We start from the raw sequence: 23,867 nt of genomic DNA, 5'->3' as shown, positions 1-23,867 counted from the left end.
GGTTGCGTTCGGCCAGCCGCCCCGCACAATTCCGCAGGTTCTGGCTTCGGCCGGAGATTCTGCGGCACCACCCGGGTCTTGCCGCAAGCCCCCCGGTGCGCTATACGTTGAAGTGGGAAGGGAATGCATTCCCCACTTCCTCGTCCGATGTGGACGAAGGAGATCACCTTGAATTCGCGCCGCTCTCCCGGAGTGGTCGCCGCGCTGCATGCGCCGAAGATATCGGTCCGATGCAGTCGTCCAGGCCCGCTCGGCACCGGCCCCTTTTCCGGATTCCCTCGCCAAGAGGCGGTTTCAGAATGGCTCCGCCCGGTGGCGATTTCGCGCGAAATCGACGCCCTGCACACCAGACGAACACGTCCACACGCGTCCGCGCACCCATGCTGAAACGATCTCCAGCTCATCCCCCACGACTCGGCTGCAGAACTCCTCCGTCAGGCTTCGTCAACGAGCTCGGACTCGGCTTCCGGCAATGGCCGAGGGGTGGTTTCCGCGCCGGTCTCACCGGAGCGGTGGCGAGCGTGCCAGCGCGTGTAGACCGGATTGCGGGCGCAGGCCGACTCGTGGGCCTCGGCCACGTGCCTGCCGATGAAGTCAGCGGATTCGGCCAGCGGGCCGTCGCGGTGCCAGGCCACCAGGTGCCGGTACCAGATCGGATTGCCCGCGATGGGACGTATCGCGAGGCCGGGAACCTCGTCGAACGTGGCCTGGCAGAGGCTGACCGCGTGGCCGTGGCGCACGATGTCCACGAGCAATCGGCCCTCCGCCACGTACGGCATGCGCACTCGCCTGCCGGTGCCGAGCACAACTCTCGCCCAATACTCCGGAGTGCGGTCGTCAGGACGCGGCCCCGCCCAATCCTCGCGCACCAGATCGGCGAGCTCGACCTCGTCCTGGGCCGCCAGGGGATGTGCGGCGGGCAGCATCGCGAAAACCGGCTCGGTGGCGACCGGATGCAGCACGACCCCGCCTCGGGGCGGCAGCTCGTATCCGGGGTTGTCGCCGACCACCGCCGCTTCCAGGCGGCCCGCGGCGACATCGTCGACCAGCGGTATCGGGGAGTACTGCTCGCGGGAGGTGATCTCGGCCTGCGGGTGCAACGTCCGGGCGGCTTCGATCAGACCGCCGAGCAGCGGCGCGTTGACCGAACCGAGGCGAATCCGGCGGGGCGGCATCGCCTCCGAGCGGGCAGCCAGCGCGGCGGTGTTCATCAGCTCGTCGAGGGTGGGCAACACCGCCCTCGCACGGGAGAGGACCAGTTCGCCGAGCGCGGTGGGCGCCACCCCGCTGCTGCGGCGATCGAACAGCCGCCCGCCGAGCATGGTCTCGATTCGCCGCAACTGGGCGCTCAGGCCGGGCTGGGTCAGGTGCAGCGCGGCGGCTGCGCGGGTCAGACTGCCCGTTTCCGCGATCGTGCAAACAACGCGCAGATGGCGAACTTCCAGCTCCATAGCGCGATGTTATGGGCAGCTGAGAGCTCCCCACCACCATCCGCCGTCAGCACTCTTCCTTGCATGTCACATCGCAGTGAGCAGTCAGTGGGCAAACGGCGCGCTGGACTGGCGGCGAGCCTGGCGCTGGCGTTCGCCGCCGCAGCCGGCTGCGGCGCGGCGGCGGACGGCGGTAGCGGGCCGGCCGGCGAAGCCGTCCGGGGCGGCACGCTGCACGTGCTGTCCAGCATCGGCATCGAACATCTCGACCCGGCCCGGAACTACCCCACGCACTCGCAGAACGTGGGCAGGCTGATCTACCGGACGCTGACCACGTACGCCGCAGCACCCGGCCAGAACGGCGGGACGATCGTGCCCGATCTGGCCACCGACACCGGCCGTCCCGGTGACGGCGGCAGGACCTGGACCTTCACGCTCAAGGACGGTGTGCGGTTCGAGGACGGCCGCCCGATCACCAGCGGGGACATCAAGTACGGGGTGCAGCGGTCGTTCGCGCCCGAACTGCCCGAGGGACCACCGTACGCCAGGACCTGGCTGGTCGGCGGCGAGTCGTACCACGGCCCGTACCGGGACGGCAGCGGTCTGGATTCGATCGAGACCCCGGACGACAAGACGATCGTGTTCAAGCTCAACCGCCCGGTGGCCGATTTCGGTTCGGCGATGTCGTTGCCGTTGTTCGCCCCGGTGCCGGCGGACAAGGACACGGGCGTTGGTTATGACGCGCGGCCCTTCTCCTCCGGCCCGTACCGGATCGAGCGGTTCGAACCCAAGAAGCGGCTGGAGTTGGCGCGCAACCCGCATTGGGATCCGTCCACCGACCAGGTGCGCAAGGGGCTCCCCGACAAGATCGTGATCGAGCTGGGCCTGGATGCCGCAGTGGTCGACCAGCGGCTGATCGCCGCCCGGGGCGAGGACGCCGATGCGATCGCGATGGAACCGATCGGCCCGTCCTCGGTAGGACGGGTGATGACAGATCCGAGGCTGCACAGCCGACTCGTGACGGGCGAGTCGATCAACACGCGCTACCTGGCGATCAACACCTCCCGCAAGCCGCTGGACAACGTGCTCGTCCGCCGGGCGATCGCCTACGCGCTCGACAAGGATGCGTTGCGCACCACCAGGGGCGGCCCGATCGCCGGGGAGCTCGCCACCACGCTGCTACCACCCTCGATACCCGGCCATGTCCCGGAAGATCCGTATCCAAGCCCGGATGGCAGGGGCGACCCGGTCAAGGCCAAGGCGTTGCTCGCCGAGGCGGGCACCGCACCGGGCATCACGCTCACCCTCGACGTCCCGGCCACCGCCGTTGGCCGGGCTCAGGGCGAGAGCGTGCAGGCAGCCCTCGGCCGAGCCGGGATCGAGGTGAAGATCAACGAGATCAGCTCGTCGGCCTACTACAGCGTGGTGGGCAACACCGCCGAGCAGCACGACCTGGTGATCGACGGCTGGACGCCCGATTGGCCGGGTGCCTCGACCTACCTGCCGACGGTGCTGGACGGACGGCTGATCACCGGCGTGGGAAACAACAACCGCGCGCAGTACAACTCCGCGCCGGTCAACGCGAAGTTCGACGAGATCGCCGCGATGACCGATCCGGCGAGAGCAGCGGCCGCTTACGGCGAACTGGCCAAGGAGATCATGCAGGACGTGCCGGTCGTGCCGTTCTTGTGGGACCGCTCGCCGATCCTGGTGGGAGGCAACGTCGCCGGCGCGTACGGGCACATCGCCTACGTCGGCAGGATCGACCTCGCGTCGGTGGGGCTGCGCGAATGACCGCCCCGCCGATGCCGGCACCCGCGACGGCGCTCCCCGCGCGGACGGATGCCCCCGCGCTGCGCAGGCTGTGCGCGCAGTGGTCAACGGTGGCCGCACTCGCGGTAGTAGCCGCTTTGGTGCTCGTGGCGCTCGCCGCTCCACTGGTCACCGGGCTCGCCGGCACGTCGCCGACCTCGTTCGACACCGGGACCCTCGACCCCGTGCTCGGCGGGTTGCCGCGCGGCGCGTTCGGCGGGATCAGTGCCGATCACTGGCTGGGCGTCGAGCCGATCACCGGCCGGGACATCCTGGCTCGCATCGTCTACGGTGCGCGGGTCTCCCTGCTCATCGCCCTGCTCGCCACGACTGTCTCGGTGGTGCTGGGCAGCGCGCTGGGCTTGGCGGCGGGCTTCTTCGGCGGGTTGGTCGACGCCGCGATCGGCCGGGTGATGGACCTGCTGATGTCGTTTCCCAGCCTGATCTTCATGATCGCACTGATCTCCGCGGCACCGGACGCCGATCGCGAGGTGCTGCTGGTGGTCGTGCTCGGTTTCTTCGGCTGGCCGTACGTGGGGCGGATCGTTCGCGGACAGGCCGCGGTGTTGGCCCGCAGCGAGTTCGTCTCGGCGGCCCGGGCGCTCGGCGCCTCCCGCCGGGCGCTGCTGGTGCGGGAGGTCCTGCCCAACCTGAGCGGCCCGATCCTGGTCGTCGCGACCATGTCGATCCCGAGCTACGTCGCCACCGAGGCGGGGCTCTCCTTCCTCGGGGTGGGGGTGCGGCCACCGACGCCGTCGTGGGGGCAGATGATCGCTGCCGCGGTGCCGTGGTACGCCGCAGACCCGCTGTACTTCCTGATTCCCGGTGCCTTCCTGTTCATCACCGTGCTGGCGTTCAACGTGCTCGGCGACGCCGTGCGCGACGTGTTCGATCCCAGGAGCTGGCAACCATGATCGTTTTCCTGATCCGCAGGCTTGCGGCGGCGGCCGCGATCCTGCTGGTGGTCTGCGGGCTCACCTTCGCGGTGTTCCACCTCATGCCCGCCGACCCGGCACAGGGTGCCTGCGGCAAGGCGTGCAGCCCCGAGCGGATCGCGGAGATCCGCTCGACGCTCGGCATCGACCGGCCCGTGCCCGAGCAGTTCGCGAACTACCTCGGCGGAATCGTCGCGGGCCGGACGTACGGCACCGGCGAGCAGGTCATCACCTGCCCCTTCCCCTGCCTGGGCTTCAGCTTCCAGACGAACCAGCCGGTCTGGGAGATGCTCACCGACCGGCTTCCGGTCAGCATCTCGATCGCGGTGGGGGCCGCGGCGCTGTGGCTGTACGTCGGCGTCGCCGCGGGGGTGATCTCCGCTCTGCGCCGTGGCAGCGCTTGGGACCGGATGGCGATGATCGCCGCGCTCGGCGGGATCTCGCTGCCGATCTACCTGACCGCGCTGGTGCTGCAATACGTTCTGGTGGTCACGCTGCAAGTGCTGCCTTACCCGCAGGAGGTCGCCTTCACCGAAGATCCGATCGGCTGGGCCGAGTCGATGCTCATGCCGTGGATCGCACTGGCGATGCTCTACGCCGGGATCTATGCGCGGGTGACGCGCGGCGAGATGCTCGAAAGCCTCGGGCAGAACTACGTGCGCACGGCGCGGGCCAAGGGCTTGGCCGAGCCGGTCGTCCTGCGGCGGCACGCGATGCGTCCGGCGCTGATGCCGATCGTGACGATTTTCGGGATGGATCTGGGTGCGCTGCTGGGCGGAGCGCTGATCACCGAGTCGGTGTTCGGCCTGCCCGGTGTCGGCAAACTCGCGGCCGACGCGATCACCAGCGCCGACCAGCCGGTCATCCTCGGCGTGACGCTGTTCGCGGCGGCGTTCGTGATCATCGCCAACCTCGCCGTCGATCTGCTCTACGCGCTGCTCGATCCGAGAGTGAGGGTCGCCGGATGAACCTGTTGTCCGTACGCGGTCTGACCGTCGACTTCGCATCCGGGGTGCGCGCGGTGGACGGCCTCGACCTCGACCTGGCGGCCGGGCAGGTGCTCGGCGTGGTCGGGGAATCGGGCAGCGGCAAGTCGGTCACCAGTCTGGCTGTCTTGGGTCTGCTGTCCGACGCCGAGATCACCGGCGAGATCCACTTCGACGGGCGGGATCTGGCCGCTGCGGGCCCGTGGGCCCGACGTCGGCTGCGCAGGTTGCGCGGTGACCGGATAGCGATGATCTTCCAGGATCCGCTGTCCTGCCTGAACCCGTACTACCCGGTGGCTTTCCAGATCGCCGAGGCCTACCGGGCGCACCGCCCGGTAGGGCGCCGCGAGGCGCATCGCGTGGCGGTGCGCATGCTGGATCGGGTGGGCATCCCGCAGCCCGAGCGGCGGGCCCGGGCCTATCCGCACGAGTTCTCCGGTGGCATGCGGCAACGCGTCATGATCGCGATGGCGTTGTGCCTGGAACCCGACCTGCTCATCGCCGATGAGCCGACCACCGCGCTCGATGTGACCGTGCAGGCCCAGATCCTGGACCTGCTGCGCGATCTGCGCGAACAATCCGGCACCGCGATCATGCTCATCACCCACGACATGGGGGTGGTCGCCGGGCTCGCAGACGACGTCGTGGTGATGCACGGCGGACGCGAGGTGGAACGGGGCCCGGTCCGAAAGGTGTTCTACCAGCCGGAGAACGCCTACACCCGTGGCTTGCTCGACTGCGTGCCCCGCGTCGAGGGACCGCTCCCGCACCGGCTGCCCACAGTGGAGGCTCCATGAAACCGCCGTTGCTGGAAGCGCAGAACCTGGTGAAGCGGTACCCGGTGCGGCATCGCCTGACCCGGCAGCGGATCGGCTGCGTGTCCGCTGTGGACGGAGTCTCGCTGCACGTGGCCCAGGGCGAGACGTTGGGCGTGGTGGGCGAGTCCGGCTGCGGCAAGTCGACGGTGGGGCGGCTGCTCACCCGGCTGGACACACCGACGAGCGGGACCGTGCGGTTCGCCGGCCGGGAACTCGCGCCACTGGGCGAGGCGGCGTTGCGACCGGTCCGCAGGGAACTTCAAATGATCTTCCAGGACCCGTTCTCATCGCTGAATCCGCGGCAGACGGTCCGGCGGATCCTGACCGCACCGTTCCAGTACCAGGGACTGGCGCCGAACGAACCGGTCGAGCAACTGCTGGAGCGGGTGGGGCTGCGGCCGGAACACGCATCCCGCTTCCCGCACGAGTTCTCCGGAGGCCAGGCCCAGCGGATCGGCATCGCGCGGGCACTGGCGTTGCGGCCCCGGCTGGTGGTCTGCGACGAGCCGGTCTCGGCGCTGGACGTCTCGGTGCAGGCGCAGATCCTCAACCTGCTGAAGGATCTGCAGGACGAATTCGGGCTGAGCTACGTGTTCATCGCGCACGACCTCGGCGTGGTGCGCCAGATCAGCACCCGAATCGCGGTCATGTACCTCGGCACCGTGGTCGAGACGGCCGATCGCGACACGCTGTTCTCCCGGGCGGCCCACCCCTACACCCGCGCGCTGCTGTCCGCCGTGCCGCTGCCCGACCCGGATGCGGAGCGCTCCCGCGAGCGGATCGTGCTCCACGGCGACCTGCCCAGCCCGTTGGCTCCGCCCAGCGGCTGTCCCTTCCGCACGCGATGTCCCAAGGCCGCGCAGCGCTGCGAGCAGGAGCGTCCCGCGCTGCGCACGATCACGCCCGGCCACCACGTGGCCTGCCACTTCCCCGAAGAAAGGACCCCATGAGCCGCACGTACCGCCTTCCTGGCGTCGCAGTGACCGATCACCTGTTTCCGGTACCGCTGGATCACGCCGATCCGGGCGGCCCGTCGATCGAGGTTTTCGCCCGCGAGCTGGTCGACCCGGTTCGCGCAGGAGAGCGGCTGCCCTGGCTGTTGTACCTGCAGGGCGGACCAGGTGGTAAGTCCCCGCGGCCGCTGAGCGCGTCCGAAGGATGGCTCGGCCACGCCCTCAAGACCCACCGCGTGTTGCTCCTGGACCAGCGGGGCACGGGCCGCAGCAGTCCGGTGACCGCCCGCGCGGCCGCGCGGTACGAATCAGCCGCCGATCTGGCGGACCACCTCTGCCACTTCCGCGCGGACTCGATCGTCGCGGACGCGGAGCTGATCCGGCGGCGACTGTGCGGGGACGAACCCTGGGAAACGCTGGGGCAGAGCTACGGCGGCTTCATCACGCTGACCTACCTCTCCCGAGCTCCCGAAGGACTGCGCGCTTGTTACGTCACCGGTGGCCTGCCAGGTTTGAACGCCACCGCCGGCGAGGTCTACGCGCGCACCTATCCCCGGGTTCGGGACAAGGTCTCCGCCTATTACGCCCGCTATCCAGGAGATCGCGACCTGGTGCGCCGGATTGCCGACCTGCTCGCGCGCAACGTGGTCCTGCTGCCGGACGGGGACCGGCTGACCGTGCAGCGGCTTCGCACCCTGGGGCTCGTCTTCGGCATGGGCGACGGGTTCGAGCGCGTGCACTGGTTGCTCGACGAAGCGTTCGGCCCGGACGGGGACCTCTCCGCGACGTTCCGCTACCAGGTGATGAACCTGACCGGCTTCGTGGACAACCCGCTGTTCGCCGTGCTGCAGGAATCGGCCTACGCCCAGGGCGACGAGCCGACCTCGTGGGCGGCTCACCACGCCATGGCGGACTTCCCGGAATTCGACCCGGACGCCGACCCGCTGCTGTTCACCGGCGAGATGTTCTACCCCTGGATGTTCGACGAGATCGCGGGACTGCGCCCCTTCGCGGGAGCAATCCAGTTGCTCGCCGATCGCACCGGCTGGCCCCCGCTCTACGACCCGGCACGACTGGCCTCCAACGAAGTGCCGGTGGCCGCGGTGATCTACCACGACGACATGTACGTGGACGCTGAACTCTCGCTCGGCACAGCTCGCGCGGTGGGCGGGTTGCGCGCGTGGGTCACCAACGAGTGGGAGCACAACGGCGTCACCGCGTCCGGTGATCGCGTACTGGCCCGACTGGTGGAAATGGCCGCCGGACGGGTCTGAGGACCCGATTCCACCGTAATTTTGGAGGCTTCATTGCCAAGCCCAACACGAGCGTTGCTGCCGCTCGCCGCTTCGCTGACCCTGCTCGCCGCCGCCACCACGACCGCAGTCGCCGCCGCACCGACCCCGCAACCAGCTCGCGCAACTGACCCCCAGCAGTGCGCCCTGCCCGGCCAGACCGGCTGGACCGACGAGGGGCACAACACCGATCCGGTCCAGTTCCTCAAGCCCAGCGGCCGAATCCGCACCCTCATGCTCTTCGCGGACTTTCCCGACGCCCCGGCCGACGGGCCGACATCGACCTACGCCGATCACCTGAAGCCGGCCGCGGAATGGCTGGACCAAGCGTCCTACGGCGAGGTCGAACTGGACATCGCCCCGCTGGACCGCTGGCTGCGGATGCCGCGGGAATCCACCACGTACGGTTTCGACCGCGGCATCACGTTCGAACAGCACGAGCAGTACGTCCGGGATGCCGTCACCGCTGCCGACCCGCAGGTGGACTTCTCGTCGTACGACCTGGTCTACATCGTCCCCCCGAAAACGGCTGCGGCGGTGACGTTCTCACCGACCTACCTGTTCGCGCCCGCCACCCCCGGCGTCGTCGCCGATGGCACCAGGATCAAGTGGGCGGTCACCTTCGGTCAGGACATGTGGCACTGGGGCTACGAGGTCGCACCCCACGAAACCGGGCACACGTTCGGGCTTCCCGATCTGTACTCCTTCACCGGTCCCGACATCCACCGCCATGCGGGAGGGTGGGACGTCATGGGTGACATCAGCGGTGCCGCGCCGCACCCGCTGGGCTGGCACTCCTGGAAGCTCGGCTGGAGCCACGACGAGCAGGTCGTCTGCCTACCCGGTCCAGGCGAGGTCACCGCCCGGCTGACCGCCGTCGAGCAGCCCGGCGGAAACAAGATCGCGGTCGTGCGCACCGGACCGACCACCGCATTCGTCGCCGAATCCCGACGCGCCACCGGCCTCGATGCCGCCTCCTGCTCGTCCGGCGTGCTGATCTACCGGGTCGACGCGGCGATCCAGACCGGTCAGGGGCCGGTCCAGGTGTTGGACGCGCAACCCGGCACCACGCCGGAAAACGGCTGCAAGCCGCTGGATGACGGGGCATTCCTCCCCGGGCAGTCATTCACGGACCCGCAATCGGGCGTTCGGATCGAGGTGCTTGACAGCGGCGACACCGGCGACACCGTGCGGGTCAGCCGCGCTGAGACCGACGCACGGTTGGGCTATTGATGTGGCTGGGTGCGCAGCTGGGACTCCCGGCCACGGCGGCGCACCCACTACGAAATCCGCTTTCGTGGCATAGGAGCGCCTGGTCTAGAACCACCGCCACGTCCGCTGGAAGGCCGAAACTGTCCGCAGTAGGTGGCGGTCCCAGTGAATGGACTCGTTCGGCGCGCCCTGCCGCGAGGTGTTGGCCCTGATAAGCACCGGCGAGATCTCGGTATGCTCCCAGCGCAGCTCGGCGGCCGGCAACTGATCAGCGTGCGACGTAGGCGCTCAGGAGGGCCTGGACCTCGTAGACGTCGACGCCCTTGCCGAACTGCTTCGTGATCGGCTCGGCCGTGCCGGAGAGCCAGATCTTCAGCTCCGCGTCGAGGTCGAAGGTGCCGGCGGTCTCGACGGAGAAGTGGGTGATGCTGCGGTACGGGACCGAGTGGTACTCGACCTTCCGGCCGGTCATGCCCTGCTTGTCGACGAGGACCAGGCGCCGGTCCGTGAAGAGGAACGAGTCCCGGATCAACTGGTACGCGGCGTGGATCTCCTCCCCCTGCGCCAGCAAGCGCCCGAACTCCTGCGCTGCCGAACGGGGGTCGACCCGCGAAGCGTTGCCCATTATCCCGTCGAAAAGTCCCATGCTCGCACTCCCCTGCGAAGATCGGATGCCCTTCGGCCACACTAACGAAAACGCCGGGCGCCCGACGCCGCCCCTCCGGCTCACACCGCTTTGACCGGTACTCCCGCTGCGTCGAAGCGCTGGATGAGTTCGGCGGGCGCGTTCGAGTCGGTCAGCAGCATGTCGATCGACTCCACCGGGCAGATGTGGGCGAAGGCGCTGCGGTCGAGCTTGGAGCTGTCGGCGACGACGACCACGCGGTCGGCTCGTTCGGTCATGAGGCGGTTGATGCTGGCTTCGGCCTCGTTGTGCGCGAACGCGCCGCGCGACGGGTCGACGGCGTCCACGCCGAGGAACACGATGTCGAGGGTGATCTCCTCGAGGAGGTGGGTGCCGAGCGGCCCGGTGAGTTCGAACGACTGCGGTCGCGCCACGCCTCCCGTCACCACGATCTTCACCTGGGGCCTGACGACGAGCTCGTTGGCGATGTTCAGGGCATTGGTGACGATGGTCAGCGAAGTGCGTTCGCCGGAGTCGCCGATATCGGCGCGCGACACGAGGCTGCGCGCGATTTCGGTGGTGGTCGTGCCTCCGTTGACCCCGACCACCGCACCCGGCGCGACCATCGCCGCAGCCGCTCGGGCGATGCGCCCCTTCTCACGCGCGTTCCGGGCGGCCTTGTAGCGCAGCGGCAGGTCGTAGGAGATGTTCTGGGCGACGGCTCCGCCGCGCGTGCGGGTCAGCAGCTGCTGCTCCGCGAGGTGATCGAGATCGCGGCGAACCGTGGCCGCGGAAGCGTTGAGCTCTTCGGCGATCTCGTCCACTGTGACCTTGCCTCGTTCCCCGAGCAGGTCGAGCAACGCGGACAGTCGCGCATGCCGGTCCACCGGTGTCCCCCATCCTTCGGCCGAACGCAGAATCGATCACTACACGGCCAGTATCGCTCATAAACGCTCACCGGGTGACAGGTGTTCCACGGACCTTTTTGCATCCTCTGAGCGGATGCCCTGTGCCCTTGGGTCGTGAGTGGTCATGGCTGCTTGAGCGACCACAGGCACTCACGACCACGTCATGCGGGCCGGTCGCCTCGGAGAGCCGTCGAGTCACTCACCGGCGCGTCCGTCGGCCAGCGGTTCGATCGCGATGTCGTCGGCGACGTCCCGGAGCACGCGGCGGTCGAGCGTTCCCGCGACCGGCGCCGCCGCCGCGGCCGCAGACCACGCAACGGCATTGCGCAGGCGCTCGGGCCAGGTCTCCCGGCGCATGATGCCGGCGGCGAACGCCGCCACCGCCGCGTCGCCGGCGCCCGTAGGGTTGCCGCTCACCGCGAAGGGCGGCGCTGCGCGCCAGACCCCCTCATCCGTGACCGCGAGCAATCCGTCCGGGCCGAGGGAGACGACCACGGCTGCCGCGCCGCGGTCGCGCAGCTGCTGAGCTCCGCTGAGCGGGTCGTCATGTCCTGTCGTTTCGCGGAGTTCGGCGGCATTGGGCTTGACTAGGTCCGCGCCGGCTTCAGCCGCCGCCAGCAGCGCGGGGCCCGTGGCGTCGACCACCGCGGGCACCGAGCGGGTGTGGGCGTCCCGGACCAGCTCGGCGTAGGTGCTCGCCGCGCACCCGGGCGGCAGGCTTCCCGAGCACACGAGGACCGAAGCGGTGGTCAGCCGCTCGGCGACGAGGGCCCTGAGCCGCTGCCAGTCCTCGCCGCCCAGGTGGCTGCCGGGCTCGTTGAACAGCGTCGCCCCGCCCGCGTCCGCTTCGGCGATCACCGCGACGGTCTTGCGGGTGGGAGCGGACACCGGCAGCAGCGCGTGCTCGATCCCGGCAGCGGTGAGGTCGTCGCGGATCACGTCGCCGAGGACGCCCCCGACAGGGGCGGCAACGAGCGTCGGGACTCCCTGGCCGTGCAGCACCCTGCTGACGTTGAGACCTTTGCCCCCGGCGCGTTCGTGGACGCTGCGGACGCGGTGCGATTCCCCGAGGATGACGTGCTCCACCCGGTAGCTGACGTCCAGCGCGGGGTTCGGGGTGACGGTGATGATCATCCGGTCGCGTCCTGGGGCGAGCCGGTGCCGAGCCGCAAGACCCCGAGCAGGCGCGCGGTTTCCGCTGCGAGGGCCTTCTTGCCCGCGGTGAGGTACTTGCGCGGATCGACCAGGCCCGGGCTGCCCGCCAGGACCCGCCGCACCGACTCCGTGAACGTCTTGTTCAGGTGCGTGGAGATGTTGATCTTGGTCATGCCGCTGCGGATGGCGGAGCCGAGGTCCTCGTCGGACACGCCCGAAGAACCGTGCAGCACGAGGGGAACGCTCAGCGCGTCGTCGAGCCGCTCGATGAGCTCGAAGTCGAGCGAGGCGTCCCGCGTCACCATCGTGTGCGAGGTGCCGACCGCGACGGCCAACGCGTCCACGCCGGTGGCGGCGACGTAGTCGACGGCCTCGCGCGGATCGGTGCGGGCCCCCGGCGCGTGGACGCCGTCCTTGCCGCCGACCTCGCCCAGCTCGGCCTCGATCCAGAGCCCGGCGTCGTGGCACCTGGTCACGACCGCGCGCGTGCGGGCCACGTTCTCCTCGTAGCTCTGCTTCGAGGCGTCGAACATCACGGAGCCGAACCCGAGCTCGATGGCCTCGGCGACCAGATCTTCGGACTCGGCGTGGTCCAGGTGCACGGCCACCGGCACCTCGGCCCTGCGGGCGCGGGCGAGCGTCGCGCACGCGATCGGCTCCAGCGCGCCGTGGTAGCGCGCGCAGTTCTCGCTGATCTGCAACACCACCGGGGCCCCCGCGCGCTCGGCGCCGGCCACCAGGGCATCCGCGTGTTCGAGCCCGATGACGTTGAACGCACCGACCCCGAGACCGGTGCGGACGGCGGCGTCGACGACGCTGCCGGTGCCGACCAAAGGCATGGCTGCTACCTCTTTCCAGTGTGGTTGATGACCGGTTTGCCGCGCGCGAACACGGCGTCGACGAGGAAGTCGTCCGTGAGCACGACGAGGTCGGCCGGGCGGCCGGGAGCCAGCGAGCCGGCTTCGCCGCCGAGCCCGACGGCGCGGGCGGGAACGCTCGTGATCGCCGCGAGCGCGTCGAGGAACGGGATTCCGATGGCGACCGCGTTGCGCAACGCGCGGTCGAGCGTGAGCGTGCTGCCGGCGAGCGAATCGCCTTCTGCCAGGCGGGCTTCGCCGCCGCGCACCCGGACGGTCGCCTCGCCGAGGGTGTAGGTGCCGTCGCCCAGACCGGCTGCGGCAATCGCGTCGGTGACCAGCGCGGTGCGTCCTGGTCCCGCCGCGCTCGCCGCCGCATGCGCGATCGCCGGGTGCAGGTGGAGTCCGTCGACGATGAGCTCGATCGTGACCCCGGCCGCCGCCAGCAGGGCGGGCACCGGTCCGGGACGGCGGTGGTGCTGCGGCCGCATCCCGTTCCACAGGTGGGTTGCGACGGTGACCCCCGCATCCACGGCCGCGCGGGTGAGTTCGTAGTCGGCGTCGGTGTGCCCGATCGCGGCGGTGGCGCCGCTGTCGACGACCTGGCGCACCGCGTCCAGGCCGCCGGGCAGTTCGGGCGCGAGGGTGACCATGCGGACCGCACCGTCCCCTGCGTCGAGCAATCGGCGCAGATCTGCCGCGGCCGGTGCGCGCAGCAGCGACGGCGGGTGTGCACCGCAGTGCGCGGCGGCCAGGAACGGGCCTTCCAGGTGCACCCCGGCGATGAGCCCGTCCTGGACCGACTCGGCGAGCTCGGCGACTTTCCGCTCCATCACCGGCAGCGGAGCGGTGACCAGCCCGGCCACCAGCGTGGTCGTGCCGTGGGAGCGGTGGAATTCGACCGCCCGCCGGACCCGTTCCCCGGTCCCGTCCTGGAACGCGGCTCCCCCGCCGCCGTGCACGTGCATGTCGACGAAACCCGGTACCAGCCACCGATTCCGCAGGTCGACGTCGACGGGCTTCGGCGCCCGCCCGGCCCCGGTGGAGGCGATCCGGCCGTCGCGCACCTCCACCCAGCCGGGGTCGAGGACGGCGGAGTCAGCCGCGACGATCTTGCCGCCGCCGAGAATCATGTCGTCCCCACCAGTTCGGCGGCGAGCAGCGCCGCGCCCAGGCTGCCCGCGCGATCGCCGAGCGCGGCGGGCACGATCCGCGGCGTGCGCTGGAGGTTCCAGTCCTCTGCCACGCGACGGGTGAGCGGGTCGAACAGCAGCGGCCCGGCCTGGGACAGGCCACCGCCCACCACGACGACTTCCGGCGCCAGCAAGGCGGTGAGCCAGATCAGCGCGCCGCCCAGCGCATCGACCGCCTCGTCCCAGACGGCGGTGGCGACCGGGTCCCCTGCGGCGACCCGCCTCGCCACGTCCGCCGCGCCCGCCGCCGGAGTCCCGGTCCGGTCCTGGTAGCGCCGGCTGATCGCGCCCGCGGACGCGACCTCCTCCAGGCGAATCCGCCGGCGTTCGCCGGCCTCGATGGGGACCTGCCCGATCTCCCCCGCGTATCCGCCTGCGGCGTGGACCCGACCGGATCGCACGTGCGCCGCCGAGATTCCGGTGCCGACCGGGAGGAACACGGCGTCGCTCGCCTCCCGGGCGGCACCTAGCCGGTGTTCCGCCAGCGCCCCGGCCCGGACGTCGTGCCCGAAGGCGACCGGCAGCCCGATCCGCTCCGCGAGCAACGAGCCGAACGGCACGTCCGACCACCCCAGGTTCCCCGAGAACACCGCGACGCCCCGGGATTCGTCGACGATCCCTGGCACGACGAAGCCCACGGCCGTCGGCGCGGCGCGCTCGGAAAGGTCGGCGACGAGCGAAGACGTCAGGTCCAGCACCCGCTGGACCGTGTCGGGCGACGGCGGCGGCGTGGCGCGGCGGCGCTGTGCCAGCACCGTCCCCGATGCGTCGACCAGCACCGCTTTGGTCTCGGTCCCGCCCACGTCGACACCGACCACGGGGCCGCCGGCGTTGTCCGTCACATGTCGTCCAGGACGATCGACCGGGTCAGGTTGCGCGGGTTGTCCGGGTCGAGCTCGCGCTTCACCGCCGCAGCCACCGCGACTCGCTGGGCGAGCACCAGGTGCGCCATCGGGTCGCGCTGCCCGCTGTCGACGAAGTCGGCTCCGGCCGAGGCGACCTCGGCGGCGAGCCCGGTCGGGGTCTCGCCGAACATCCAGGTCACCCGGCCGGGTTCGGCGATGCTGATGGGGCCGTGCCGGTACTCCATGGCCGGGTACGCCTCCGACCACAGGCCCGCGGCTTCCCGCACCTTCAGCGCCGCCTCGTGCGCCAGCCCGACCGTCCAGCCCTTCCCGAGGAAGGTGATCTGCTCGCTGGCCGGGAGCGCGCCGAGCTCGGCGCCCAGCATGGTGCGGGCATCCGCGACGGCCCCGGTCAGATCCGCTCCGAGCGAAGCGCGGAGCAGGGCCAGCGCGGTCGTCGCGAACCGCGTCTGCACCACGGACTGCTCGTCGGCGAACTCCAGCGCGACCAGCTCGTCGCAGGCGTCCGCGATGGGCGCGGTGGGGACGGCGGTGATCCCGACCGTGGGCACCGTTGCGCTCAGCCGCCGCAGGAGTTCGAGCACCTCCGTGGTGGTTCCCGAGCGGCTGATCACCACCACGCGGTCGTAGGGCCGGCCGATGGGCATCTCGGACGCGGGGAACGCGTCCGTCACGCCCTCGCCGGCGGCCTCCCGCAGCGTCGCGTACGCCATGGCCATGAACCAGGAGGTGCCGCACCCGGCCACGGCCACCCGCTCACCGCGGGCCGGCAGCACTCCGGCCACCTCCCGGGCCAGCTCCGCGGCGCGCAGCCAGCATTCCGGCTGGCTGTCGATCTCGCCGTCCACGAGATATCCGCCAGACGTCATCAAGTCCTCCAAACCTGTCGTTTCCGCGGCGAGCTGGTTCCCCGGTGCGCCGCCGAACGACGGCGCAGCGGGAGGCCGGGCACTGCCGGACCGCCACGCGGAGTCCGTCGCAGCGCGCCACGCCGCCAGCCTAGATGCCCGAATTTGATCGAACAAGAGACTAAACAATCAATATCAATCAGCATATCGCCCCAACCATCGCTACTGCAGGAGCCGCCAACTTGCAGCGACAGCCCCCGCAAAGAAGCCGTGCGTAGCGCCCCGACCACGCGACGTCACCGGATCAAGCGCGTTGACCAGCACGTTCCAGGCAATGCGGACCGAGGTAGTGACAGGCACCACCGGCCGCGTTAATAATGACCGAACTTGCATGAAGTTGCTCGATAACTCGGTTTTACGAGCACACATGCGCAAGCTGGTTATCTGAGTTAGGGAGAGCAACACATGCCCCAGAAGCTCCGGAGACGGCTGGTGCTCGCCGCCGGGATGTGCCTGGCACTGCTGACGGGCTGCGGCATGCCCGACGCCGACGCCGGGCGAGTGCTGCGGGTCGCGCAGTACCCGGACCCGCCGGAGCTCAACTCGCAGCAGCAATCGGGCAGCCAGGTCTACATGGGACTGTGCGAGCCGCTGACCGGCCTCGGCTTCGCCAGGGCCGGCGACCTCCGGATGCGCGGCGCGGAAAGCGTGCGCACCGCCGACGGTCGGGTGTGGACGATCGCGCTGCGCCCCGGCCGCACGTTCCACAACGGCGAACCGATCACCGCGCAGACCTACGCGGACACCTGGAACGCGGTCTCCTACGGCCCCAACGCGTACAAGGCGAGTTCCACCTTCAGCGTCATCGACGGCTTCGACGAGGTCAACGAGGACCCGCCGCAGCGCGACACGCTGCGCGGGCTGGCAGTGCTCGGGCCGCTGACCTTGCAGGTCACGCTCAAGCAGCCCAACTACGACTTCCCGAAGATCATCGCCTCCTACAGCGCGTGCCCGATCCCGCAGGAGGGCCTGGCCGACCCCACCGCCTACTCGCAGGCGCCGATCGGCAACGGCCCGTACCGCTTCGTCCGCTGGGACCGCAACGAGAAGATCGTGCTGCAGCGCTGGCACGACTACCAGGGCGAGGTGCCGCCCGGGGCGGCCGAGGAGATCCAGTTCAAGATCTACCAGTCGCAGGACACCGCCTACCGCGACGTGCAGGCCGGGCAGCTCGACGTGCTGCGCAACCTGCCCGGCGGCCTGCTCAACGACGCCCGCACCCAGCTCGGCGGCTCCGGCCTGTTCGCGATCCCGCAGCAGCGGCAGATCACCCAGATGCTGGTGCCCGAGTACGTCGAGTCGCTGCGCGATCCGCGGCTGCGCAAGGCGATCTCGCTGTCGATCGACCGCGACGCGATGGCCGGGGCGCTGCTGCGCGGCACGGCGACCCCGGCCCATTCCCTGCTGGTCGAGGCGGTCGGCGCGCCCTACCGGGCGGACGCCTGCACGGCCTGCCGGTACGACCCGGACGAGGCTCGCCGCCTCGTCGCGGAAGCCGGCGGATTCCGGGAACCGGTGGTCATCTGGTACTCCAACACCGGGGGCGGTGGCGGCACCGAGATGTCGCAGATCGCGCTGGCCATCTCCAACGCGCTGCGGCAGGAGCTGGGCGCCGAGGTCAAGCTGAAGCCGGTGCTGCCCGCCCAGCTCACGCAGGCGCAGATCAGCGGCGAGCTGACCGGTCCGGCGCTGAGCCTCTGGGGCGACATCTACCCCAGCCCCGACCAGTACCTGGGCATGTTCCGCAAGGGCGGCGACGGCAACGAGTACACCCGCTACGACAACCCGCGCGCCAACGAACTGATCAACCAGGCGCTGGGCACCGGCGACGAGCTGGAAGCGGCGCGGCTCTGGCAGCGCGCCGAGGACCTGATCCTCGACGACATGCCCGCGATTCCGCTCTACTACCCGGCCATCTACGCCGCGCACGCGCCGTGCGCCGCGCCGGTCACGCTCGGCGGCGACCTCCAGTACTACCTGACCGAGTTCGAGTGCGGCCCCGGCCGCGAGGGGTGATGCCGACATGCTCGGATACGTCGTCCGCCGCTTCGCGGCGATGCTGCCGGTGTTGTTCGGCGTCACGTTCCTGATCTTCGCGCTGGTCTACGCGATGCCCGGCGACCCGATCGCCGCGCTCGCCGGCGGCCGGCCGATGCCACCGTCCACTGTGGCGGCGCTGCGCGAGCAGTACCACCTGGACGAGCCGCTGATCACCCAGTACCTGCTGTACATGACCGGGTTGTTCCAGGGCGACTTCGGCACCGACTTCTTCGGCCGGCCGGTGCTCGAGATGATCGCCGAGCGGTGGCCGACGACGCTGCAGCTGGCGCTGACCGCCTGGGTGTTCAAGCTGGTGATCGGCCTCGTGGTCGGGATCTTCGGCGCGCTGCACCGCGGCCGCTTCGGCGACCACCTGACCCTGGCGTTCACGGTGCTTTTCGTGGCGCTGCCCGGGTTCGTCATCGCGTTCATGGCGCAGCTGGTGTTCGGCTTGAAGCTGCAGCTGTTCCCGATCGCGGGCGTGGCAGGCGGCTGGCCAATGAGCTTCATCCTCCCCGCGCTGGTGGTGGCGTTGGAGGCCGCGGCGCCGCTGGCGCGGCTGACCAGGTCGAGCCTGGTCGACGTGATGGGCGCCGAATTCATCCGCACCGCACGGGCAAAGGGCGCGTCGGCCGGTCGCGTGGTGTGGGGGCACGCGCTGCGCAACTCGATGATCCCGGTGGTCACCTACCTCGGGCTCAGCCTGGCGGCGATGCTCGGCGGCGCCGTGATCGTCGAGAGCGTGTTCAACCTGCCCGGCATCGGCGGCCTGCTGGTGCAGGCGGTGCAGACCCAGCAGGGCACCATCGTGGTGGGCGTGGCCACCTTCATCATCCTGATCTACCTGCTGGTGAACCTGCTGGTGGACATCAGCTACGGAATCATCGACCCGAGGGTGCGCAATGGCTGACCGGACCGACTTCTCCCCCACTCCCACCCGGGCCGCGCCCCGCCGGAAGTTCACCGTGATCGGGCGGCTGCCGAGGCCGCTGCGCGCGCCGCTGTTCGTGGTCGCGGTGCTGATCGCCGCCTGCTACGTGCTGATGGCGGTCTGGCCGAGCCTGTTCACCTCCGTCGATCCGATGCACTGCGAGCTGCGGCTCAGCGGCGCGGGCCCGGCGCCGGGCCATCCGTTCGGCTTCGACATGCAGGGCTGCGACTACTTCGCCAACGTCGTGCACGGCGCCCGGCCGTCGATCGCGATCGGCCTGCTCGTCACCGCGGTGACCTTCGTGCTGGGCGCGGTGCTCGGCGCGCTGGCCGGTTACTTCGGCGGCATCGTCGACGGGGTCGTGTCGCGGATCGCCGACGTGGTGTTCGGCCTGCCGATGATCATCGCCGCGATCGTGGTGCTCAACCTGTTCGAGGAACGCACGATCTGGACGGTGAGCCTGGTGCTGATCGTCTTCGGCTGGCCCGGCGGCATGCGCTACATGCGCGGCTCGGTGCTCAAGATCCGCAACCTCGAATACGTGCAGGCCGCGCGCGTGCTGGGCGGCAGCCACCTGCGCATCATGGGCACGCACATCGCGCCGAACGCGCTGACCTCGCTGATCGTGCTCAAAACCCTGGAGATCGGCGGTGTCATCGCCGCCGAGGCGGCGCTGACCTTCCTCGGCATCGGGCTCCAGCCGCCCGCGATCTCGTGGGGGCTCCAGCTCTCCACCGCCCAGCAGCAGTGGCAGGCCAGCCCGCACCTGCTGGTCTACCCGGCCCTGTTCCTGACCGGCGCCGTCCTGGCGTTCGTCGTCCTCGGCGACAGCCTGCGGGAGACCCTCGACCCGAAGGGAAAGCAATGAACGCGAAGGCGCGGTCCGCACCGCACCAGGACGACCGGCGCACGGTTCTCGACGTGCGCGGCCTCAGCGTCGACTTCCACACGCCCGCCGGCCGGTTGCACGCCGTCCAGGACGTCAGCTTCAGCGTGGGCGCGGGCGAAACACTGGCTGTGCTCGGCGAATCGGGCTCGGGCAAGAGCGTCACCGCGCAGGCGATCATGGGCATCCTCGACACGCCGCCGGCCGAGATCGTCGGCGGCACCGTCGAGCTCGGCGGCCAGGACCTGCTCGCGCTGTCCGAGCGGCAACGCCGCGCGGCAACGGGATCGCGGGTGTCGCTGATCTTCCAGGACGCGCTCACCGCGCTGAACCCGGTGCAACCGGTGGCCAAGCAGATCGGCGAGCTGTACCGGCTGCACCGCGGCGCGTCGCGGAGGCAGGCGTGGCGGCAGGCCGTGGAAATGATGGACCGGGTGCGGATTCCGGCGGCGGCCAGCCGCGCCGGTGACTACCCGCACCAGTTCTCCGGCGGCATGCGCCAACGCATCCTCATCGCGATGGCGCTGGCGTTGGACCCGGAGGTCGTGATCGCCGACGAGCCCACCACGGCGCTCGACGTGACCGTGCAGGCCCAGATCCTCGACCTGCTCGCCGAGCAGCAGGCCGAGCGCGGCCTGGCGCTGGTGCTGATCACCCACGACCTCGGTGTCGCGGCCAAGATGGCCGACCGCGCGCTGGTGATGTACTCCGGGCGCGTCGTCGAGCACGGGCCGATCCGCCGGCTGTTCACCGCGCCGATCCACCCGTACAGCCAGGGATTGGTCGCCTCGATCCCGCGGCGGTCGCACCGCGGCGGCCCGCTGCCCGCGATCAGCGGCCTGCCGCCGAGCCTCACCGATCGCCCCGCGGGTTGCCGCTTCCACCCCCGCTGCAGCATCGCGCGCGAACACTGCGAGTCGGTCGAACCGGAACTGCTGCAGCTGGACGACGGCAGGCAGACCCGGTGCCACTTCTGGACGGAGGTCGCATCGTGACCGATCAGCACATCCTCGAAGTTCACGACGTCACCAAGCACTACCGCAAGCGCGGCGGCGGGCGGTTCGGCCTCGGATCGGCCACCGTCAAAGCGGTCGACGGAGTGAGCCTGAAGCTGCGCAAGGGCGAGGCGCTGGGCATCGTCGGCGAGTCCGGGTGCGGCAAGTCCACGTTGACCCGGCTGCTCACCGCGCTGGAGAAGCCCACCAGCGGGCAGATCCGCTACCGGGGCGTCGACGTCCACAGCGCGAAAGGCGCTGCTAGAACCCAGATGCGGCGCAACATCCAGATGGTCTTCCAGGACCCCTACGCCTCGCTCAACCCGCGCAAGACCGTCGGCTCGATCCTGGCCGAGCCGTTCCGGATCCATCGCGACGCGCTGCCCGAGTCGGGCCTGCGCCCGCGGCTGGAGCAGCTCCTGGAACAGGTCGGCCTGCGGCCGGACCACCTCGACCGGTATCCGCACGAGTTCTCCGGCGGGCAGCGCCAGCGCATCGGCATCGCCCGCGGCATCGCGTTGAACCCGGAGGTGCTGATCTGCGACGAACCGGTCTCGGCGCTCGACGTCTCGGTGCGCGCGCAGGTCCTCAACCTGCTCGCCGAGCTGCAGCGCGAACTGTCGCTGACCGTCGTGTTCATCGCGCACGACCTCGACGTGGTGCGGCACTTCTGCGACCGGATCGCGACGATGTACCTGGGCAGGGTGGTCGAGGAAGGCGACTGCGACGCGGTCTACGACCACGCCGCGCACCCCTACACCCGGGCCCTGCTGTCCGCGATCCCGCGCCCCGGTTTCGACGACGAACCGGAGCAGGAGCGCATCGTGCTCGAAGGCGACCCGCCGTCGCCGATCGCACCGCCGTCCGGCTGCCCGTTCCACACCCGGTGCTGGATGGCCCGGCCGGACTGCGCGCACACCGTTCCGGCCGGCCACGACCTGGGCGAGGGGCACGTCTCGCACTGCCACTTCGCCACCGAGGTCACCGACGCCGACCCGCGGGCCGCGGTCGACGGATCGCGGTAACCGCTCAGCCGACTGCACCAACTCGTGTCGATCAAGGATGAGTGATCATCCGCGACGGACGAGTTGGTGCACCTGTTCCACATCAGTCGCGTGCGATGTCCTCGCGCTCGATCAGGATCCGGAATCCGGTCAACAATGCGTTGAGGCCGACTTCGAACTCGTCGTCGCTGCCGACCTCCGCGAGGACATCGGCGTGCTGGACGAGCAGTGGAAAGGCCGCAGCGTCTCGTGAGCGGTACAGCAGGCGCCGGTGACTGATCTCCTCGGAATCCGACGCGTCCAGGCCGAGGTTGAAGTGCACCGAGCCGATCACGAAGGTGGCCAGCGACGACGCGACGGCGGCCGCGAGCCGGGGGCTGAGACCGGCGCCGATGAACAGTTCGAGGGAGTACTCCCTCCCGGCCAGCGAGTTGGGACCGAGCCGCTCGGTCCCGCGAAGCAGCGAGGCCACGCCGGGGTGCCGGAGCAGGTGCTCGCGGAACAGGCGTGCGGACCACGCCGCCTTCTCGGCCCAGTCCGCGCCGTCGGGCGGAGCCGAACTCGCGACGCCGAGGGTCCGGTCGACGAGCAGGGTCACCAGCTCCTCGCGGTTGCGCACGTGGCGGTAGAGCGACGCCTGCGTGCAGTCGAGCGCCTCGGCGAGGTTGCGCATCGTCAGCGCGGCTGCCCCGCGGGTGTCGAGCAGGGCCATGGACGCGTCGAGGATGGCATCGAGGGTCAACGACCGGCGCCGCCGCTGCCGCGCGGGTTCCCGCTCCCGGGCGAGCCACCAGGCCGCCGAGCCCGGCCTCGTTCCCGGCCCGCTCTTCGGCGGCGGATCGCCTGTCCCGGCTGTCGTCATCGGTTCGCGCACCAGGCAAGGGTAACCGCTATGCGAACATCTATCACTTAATCTAAGCTAACGGCGTTCGCATAACCGCAAGCGGAGAGGGATCACCATGCGCGCCGTACGGAACACCGATTCGGGTATCCACGTGGCCGAGGTCGAAGAACTGGGAGCACCCGGGGTTCGCCTCACCATCGCCTCGGCGGGTATCTGCGGGACCGACGTGGGCTTCGCGACCAGTGGCGTGCAGGGCTACACCTATGGTCACGAGTTCGCCGGCACTGCCGCCGACGGCACGAGTTACGCCGTCGAACCCACCGTCTACTGCGGAGAGTGCGACCAGTGCCGCGCCGGCCACGTCCAGCGGTGCAACGCGCCGGAGCGCGGAACGCTGGGGATATTCAGGGACGGCGGGATGTGCGATGCCGTCACCGTCGCCGAGAACATGCTCGTCCGACTCCCGTCCGGCCTGGATGTGCGCGACGCCTGCCTCGTGGAGCCGGCGTCGGTGGCCTGGCACGGTGTGCGTAGCGCGGCACTCGAGCCCGGGGAGCGGGTGGCGGTCGTCGGCGGCGGCAGCATCGGGCTGCTGGCTGCGGCGGTAGCCCGGCAGCGCGGCTTCGACGTCGATGTCGAGGTGCGCCACGAGCACCAGAGGATCGCGGCGGAACGCCTCGGGTTCGGCTCGGCGGACGGCGCCTACGACGTCGTGATCGACGCCGCGGGCAGCGAGGCCGGCCTGGCCCGGTGCGCCGAACTGGCCCGCGTCGGCGGTCGCGTCGTGCTGCTGGGCGTATACCAGCACACCGCGCCCATCCCGGGCATCGTCAGCCTGGTCAAGGAACTCAGCTACATCCACTCCATCGCCTACGGCCGGCACGACGGCGTCCGCGACACCGAACAGGCCGCGGCGATGCTCGCCGGCAACCCCGAGATCGCGCAGACGGTGATCACCCACCGCTTCCCCCTCGACGACGCCGCAGAGGCCTTCCGCGTGGCCGGCGACCGCGCCTCCGGAGCCATCAAGGTCGTCCTCCACCCCTGACACACCGTCCGGCGTGGGCGCGTCATCGTGGAGAAGCACAACCGTGAACACGTCGAGCAGCCACAGGAGCGGAGCAGATCCCTGCCCGCTCCGCCCGGCTCATCCGAAGCCGCCCGGTGCCTGACGCCGATGGCGGTTTCGCGCGAAACCGCCATCCCGCCCCACTCGG

22 protein-coding genes are annotated in these 23,867 nt (G+C 70.3%); 13 read left to right on the top strand and 9 right to left on the bottom strand.

Features of this window, described 5'->3' with window-relative positions; translation table 11 throughout:
- Positions 1-434 precede the first annotated feature (434 nt).
- On the bottom strand, positions 435-1,451 hold the full coding sequence (locus ACWEV3_RS24745; RefSeq protein WP_452616199.1) for a LysR family transcriptional regulator: 1,017 nt from the start codon (positions 1,449-1,451) through the stop codon (positions 435-437).
- Between the two features lie 63 nt (positions 1,452-1,514).
- On the opposite strand from ACWEV3_RS24745, the gene ACWEV3_RS24740 reads away from it, so the two are divergent.
- Genes ACWEV3_RS24740 through ACWEV3_RS24710 form a run of 7 tightly spaced genes read left to right on the top strand, consistent with a single transcriptional unit; the run spans position 1,515 to position 9,459 of the window.
- Positions 1,515-3,224 carry an ABC transporter substrate-binding protein gene (locus ACWEV3_RS24740; protein ID WP_452616198.1) on the top strand — a complete coding sequence of 570 codons (1,710 nt, stop codon included), beginning with the start codon at positions 1,515-1,517 and terminating at the stop codon, positions 3,222-3,224.
- Entirely contained in the window at positions 3,221-4,156 is a 936-nt protein-coding gene (locus ACWEV3_RS24735; protein ID WP_452616197.1) for an ABC transporter permease, read from the top strand. Before ACWEV3_RS24740 ends, ACWEV3_RS24735 begins: the two co-directional genes overlap by 4 nt.
- Positions 4,153-5,145: an ABC transporter permease gene (locus ACWEV3_RS24730; protein ID WP_452616196.1), complete on the top strand. Its 993-nt coding sequence runs from the start codon at positions 4,153-4,155 to the stop codon at positions 5,143-5,145. The genes ACWEV3_RS24735 and ACWEV3_RS24730 overlap by 4 nt, the downstream gene beginning before the upstream one ends.
- Positions 5,142-5,960, top strand: a complete 819-nt coding sequence (locus ACWEV3_RS24725) for an ABC transporter ATP-binding protein (protein ID WP_452616195.1) — start codon at positions 5,142-5,144, stop codon at positions 5,958-5,960. The genes ACWEV3_RS24730 and ACWEV3_RS24725 overlap by 4 nt, the downstream gene beginning before the upstream one ends.
- Entirely contained in the window at positions 5,957-6,931 is a 975-nt protein-coding gene (locus ACWEV3_RS24720) for an ABC transporter ATP-binding protein (RefSeq protein WP_452616194.1), read from the top strand. The genes ACWEV3_RS24725 and ACWEV3_RS24720 overlap by 4 nt, the downstream gene beginning before the upstream one ends.
- On the top strand, positions 6,928-8,208 hold the full coding sequence (locus tag ACWEV3_RS24715; protein WP_452616193.1) for an alpha/beta fold hydrolase: 1,281 nt from the start codon (positions 6,928-6,930) through the stop codon (positions 8,206-8,208). The genes ACWEV3_RS24720 and ACWEV3_RS24715 overlap by 4 nt, the downstream gene beginning before the upstream one ends.
- Positions 8,209-8,241: 33 nt before the next feature.
- Entirely contained in the window at positions 8,242-9,459 is a 1,218-nt protein-coding gene (locus ACWEV3_RS24710) for a M6 family metalloprotease domain-containing protein (RefSeq protein ID WP_452616192.1), read from the top strand.
- 247 nt (positions 9,460-9,706) lie between these two features.
- On the opposite strand, the gene ACWEV3_RS24705 is transcribed toward ACWEV3_RS24710, so the two are convergent.
- The 7 genes from ACWEV3_RS24705 to ACWEV3_RS24675 all read right to left on the bottom strand — a co-directional run bounded on the left by ACWEV3_RS24705 (position 9,707) and on the right by ACWEV3_RS24675 (position 15,911).
- Entirely contained in the window at positions 9,707-10,084 is a 378-nt protein-coding gene (locus ACWEV3_RS24705; RefSeq protein ID WP_452616191.1) for a PH domain-containing protein, read from the bottom strand.
- Positions 10,085-10,164: 80 nt separating this feature from the next.
- Entirely contained in the window at positions 10,165-10,950 is a 786-nt protein-coding gene (locus ACWEV3_RS24700; RefSeq protein WP_358581797.1) for a DeoR/GlpR family DNA-binding transcription regulator, read from the bottom strand.
- Between the two features lie 216 nt (positions 10,951-11,166).
- Positions 11,167-12,105 (bottom strand): 1-phosphofructokinase family hexose kinase, encoded by a 939-nt coding sequence (locus ACWEV3_RS24695; protein ID WP_452616190.1) that lies wholly within the window; start codon positions 12,103-12,105, stop codon positions 11,167-11,169.
- Positions 12,102-12,965 carry a class II fructose-bisphosphate aldolase gene (locus tag ACWEV3_RS24690; RefSeq protein ID WP_452616189.1) on the bottom strand — a complete coding sequence of 288 codons (864 nt, stop codon included), beginning with the start codon at positions 12,963-12,965 and terminating at the stop codon, positions 12,102-12,104. The genes ACWEV3_RS24695 and ACWEV3_RS24690 overlap by 4 nt, the downstream gene beginning before the upstream one ends.
- A 5-nt stretch (positions 12,966-12,970) precedes the next feature.
- On the bottom strand, positions 12,971-14,116 hold the full coding sequence (nagA, locus tag ACWEV3_RS24685; protein ID WP_452616188.1) for an N-acetylglucosamine-6-phosphate deacetylase: 1,146 nt from the start codon (positions 14,114-14,116) through the stop codon (positions 12,971-12,973).
- Positions 14,113-15,018 (bottom strand): ROK family protein, encoded by a 906-nt coding sequence (locus tag ACWEV3_RS24680; RefSeq protein WP_452616187.1) that lies wholly within the window; start codon positions 15,016-15,018, stop codon positions 14,113-14,115. The genes nagA and ACWEV3_RS24680 overlap by 4 nt, the downstream gene beginning before the upstream one ends.
- Complete coding sequence (locus tag ACWEV3_RS24675; RefSeq protein WP_452616186.1) at positions 15,015-15,911, bottom strand: SIS domain-containing protein; 897 nt, start codon at positions 15,909-15,911, stop codon at positions 15,015-15,017. The genes ACWEV3_RS24680 and ACWEV3_RS24675 overlap by 4 nt, the downstream gene beginning before the upstream one ends.
- A gap of 444 nt (positions 15,912-16,355) precedes the next feature.
- On the opposite strand from ACWEV3_RS24675, the gene ACWEV3_RS24670 reads away from it, so the two are divergent.
- From ACWEV3_RS24670 to ACWEV3_RS24650, 5 genes are read left to right on the top strand one after another with little or no spacing between them, the layout of a single operon-like run.
- Entirely contained in the window at positions 16,356-17,966 is a 1,611-nt protein-coding gene (locus tag ACWEV3_RS24670; RefSeq protein WP_452616185.1) for an ABC transporter substrate-binding protein, read from the top strand.
- A 7-nt stretch (positions 17,967-17,973) separates the two neighbouring features.
- The gene (locus ACWEV3_RS24665; RefSeq protein WP_452616184.1) at positions 17,974-18,900 is read left to right on the top strand and encodes an ABC transporter permease; all 927 of its coding nucleotides are present in this window, start codon (positions 17,974-17,976) and stop codon (positions 18,898-18,900) included.
- Positions 18,893-19,789, top strand: a complete 897-nt coding sequence (locus ACWEV3_RS24660) for an ABC transporter permease (protein ID WP_452616183.1) — start codon at positions 18,893-18,895, stop codon at positions 19,787-19,789. Before ACWEV3_RS24665 ends, ACWEV3_RS24660 begins: the two co-directional genes overlap by 8 nt.
- Positions 19,786-20,802, top strand: a complete 1,017-nt coding sequence (locus ACWEV3_RS24655; protein ID WP_452616182.1) for an ABC transporter ATP-binding protein — start codon at positions 19,786-19,788, stop codon at positions 20,800-20,802. The genes ACWEV3_RS24660 and ACWEV3_RS24655 overlap by 4 nt, the downstream gene beginning before the upstream one ends.
- Complete coding sequence (locus ACWEV3_RS24650; protein WP_452616181.1) at positions 20,799-21,827, top strand: ABC transporter ATP-binding protein; 1,029 nt, start codon at positions 20,799-20,801, stop codon at positions 21,825-21,827. The genes ACWEV3_RS24655 and ACWEV3_RS24650 overlap by 4 nt, the downstream gene beginning before the upstream one ends.
- 82 nt (positions 21,828-21,909) lie before the next feature.
- Here the strand turns inward: ACWEV3_RS24650 and ACWEV3_RS24645 are convergent, their stop codons facing one another.
- Positions 21,910-22,680, bottom strand: a complete 771-nt coding sequence (locus ACWEV3_RS24645) for a TetR/AcrR family transcriptional regulator (protein WP_452616180.1) — start codon at positions 22,678-22,680, stop codon at positions 21,910-21,912.
- A gap of 85 nt (positions 22,681-22,765) precedes the next feature.
- Between ACWEV3_RS24645 and ACWEV3_RS24640 the strand changes: the two genes are divergently transcribed.
- Entirely contained in the window at positions 22,766-23,698 is a 933-nt protein-coding gene (locus tag ACWEV3_RS24640; protein WP_452616179.1) for a zinc-dependent alcohol dehydrogenase, read from the top strand.
- Positions 23,699-23,867 lie beyond the last annotated feature (169 nt).

It is taken from the genome of Saccharopolyspora sp. NPDC003752 (assembly GCF_053605825.1).
This window is presented reverse-complemented; position numbering and strand designations above follow the sequence as displayed.

Bases quoted from the DNA above. Each gene is read 5' to 3' on its own strand.
- ACWEV3_RS24695 (WP_452616190.1), bottom strand. From the start codon at position 12,105: ATGATCATCACCGTCACCCCGAACCCCGCGCTGGACGTCAGCTACCGG.
- nagA (WP_452616188.1), bottom strand. From the start codon at position 14,116: ATGATTCTCGGCGGCGGCAAGATCGTCGCGGCTGACTCCGCCGTCCTC.
- ACWEV3_RS24740 (WP_452616198.1), top strand. From the start codon at position 1,515: ATGTCACATCGCAGTGAGCAGTCAGTGGGCAAACGGCGCGCTGGACTG.
- ACWEV3_RS24655 (WP_452616182.1), top strand. From the start codon at position 19,786: ATGAACGCGAAGGCGCGGTCCGCACCGCACCAGGACGACCGGCGCACG.
- ACWEV3_RS24665 (WP_452616184.1), top strand. From the start codon at position 17,974: ATGCTCGGATACGTCGTCCGCCGCTTCGCGGCGATGCTGCCGGTGTTG.
- ACWEV3_RS24720 (WP_452616194.1), top strand. From the start codon at position 5,957: ATGAAACCGCCGTTGCTGGAAGCGCAGAACCTGGTGAAGCGGTACCCG.
- ACWEV3_RS24745 (WP_452616199.1), bottom strand. From the start codon at position 1,451: ATGGAGCTGGAAGTTCGCCATCTGCGCGTTGTTTGCACGATCGCGGAA.
- ACWEV3_RS24670 (WP_452616185.1), top strand. From the start codon at position 16,356: ATGCCCCAGAAGCTCCGGAGACGGCTGGTGCTCGCCGCCGGGATGTGC.
- ACWEV3_RS24705 (WP_452616191.1), bottom strand. From the start codon at position 10,084: ATGGGACTTTTCGACGGGATAATGGGCAACGCTTCGCGGGTCGACCCC.
- ACWEV3_RS24640 (WP_452616179.1), top strand. From the start codon at position 22,766: ATGCGCGCCGTACGGAACACCGATTCGGGTATCCACGTGGCCGAGGTC.
- ACWEV3_RS24660 (WP_452616183.1), top strand. From the start codon at position 18,893: ATGGCTGACCGGACCGACTTCTCCCCCACTCCCACCCGGGCCGCGCCC.
- ACWEV3_RS24730 (WP_452616196.1), top strand. From the start codon at position 4,153: ATGATCGTTTTCCTGATCCGCAGGCTTGCGGCGGCGGCCGCGATCCTG.
- ACWEV3_RS24735 (WP_452616197.1), top strand. From the start codon at position 3,221: ATGACCGCCCCGCCGATGCCGGCACCCGCGACGGCGCTCCCCGCGCGG.
- ACWEV3_RS24690 (WP_452616189.1), bottom strand. From the start codon at position 12,965: ATGCCTTTGGTCGGCACCGGCAGCGTCGTCGACGCCGCCGTCCGCACC.
- ACWEV3_RS24715 (WP_452616193.1), top strand. From the start codon at position 6,928: ATGAGCCGCACGTACCGCCTTCCTGGCGTCGCAGTGACCGATCACCTG.
- ACWEV3_RS24725 (WP_452616195.1), top strand. From the start codon at position 5,142: ATGAACCTGTTGTCCGTACGCGGTCTGACCGTCGACTTCGCATCCGGG.
- ACWEV3_RS24675 (WP_452616186.1), bottom strand. From the start codon at position 15,911: ATGACGTCTGGCGGATATCTCGTGGACGGCGAGATCGACAGCCAGCCG.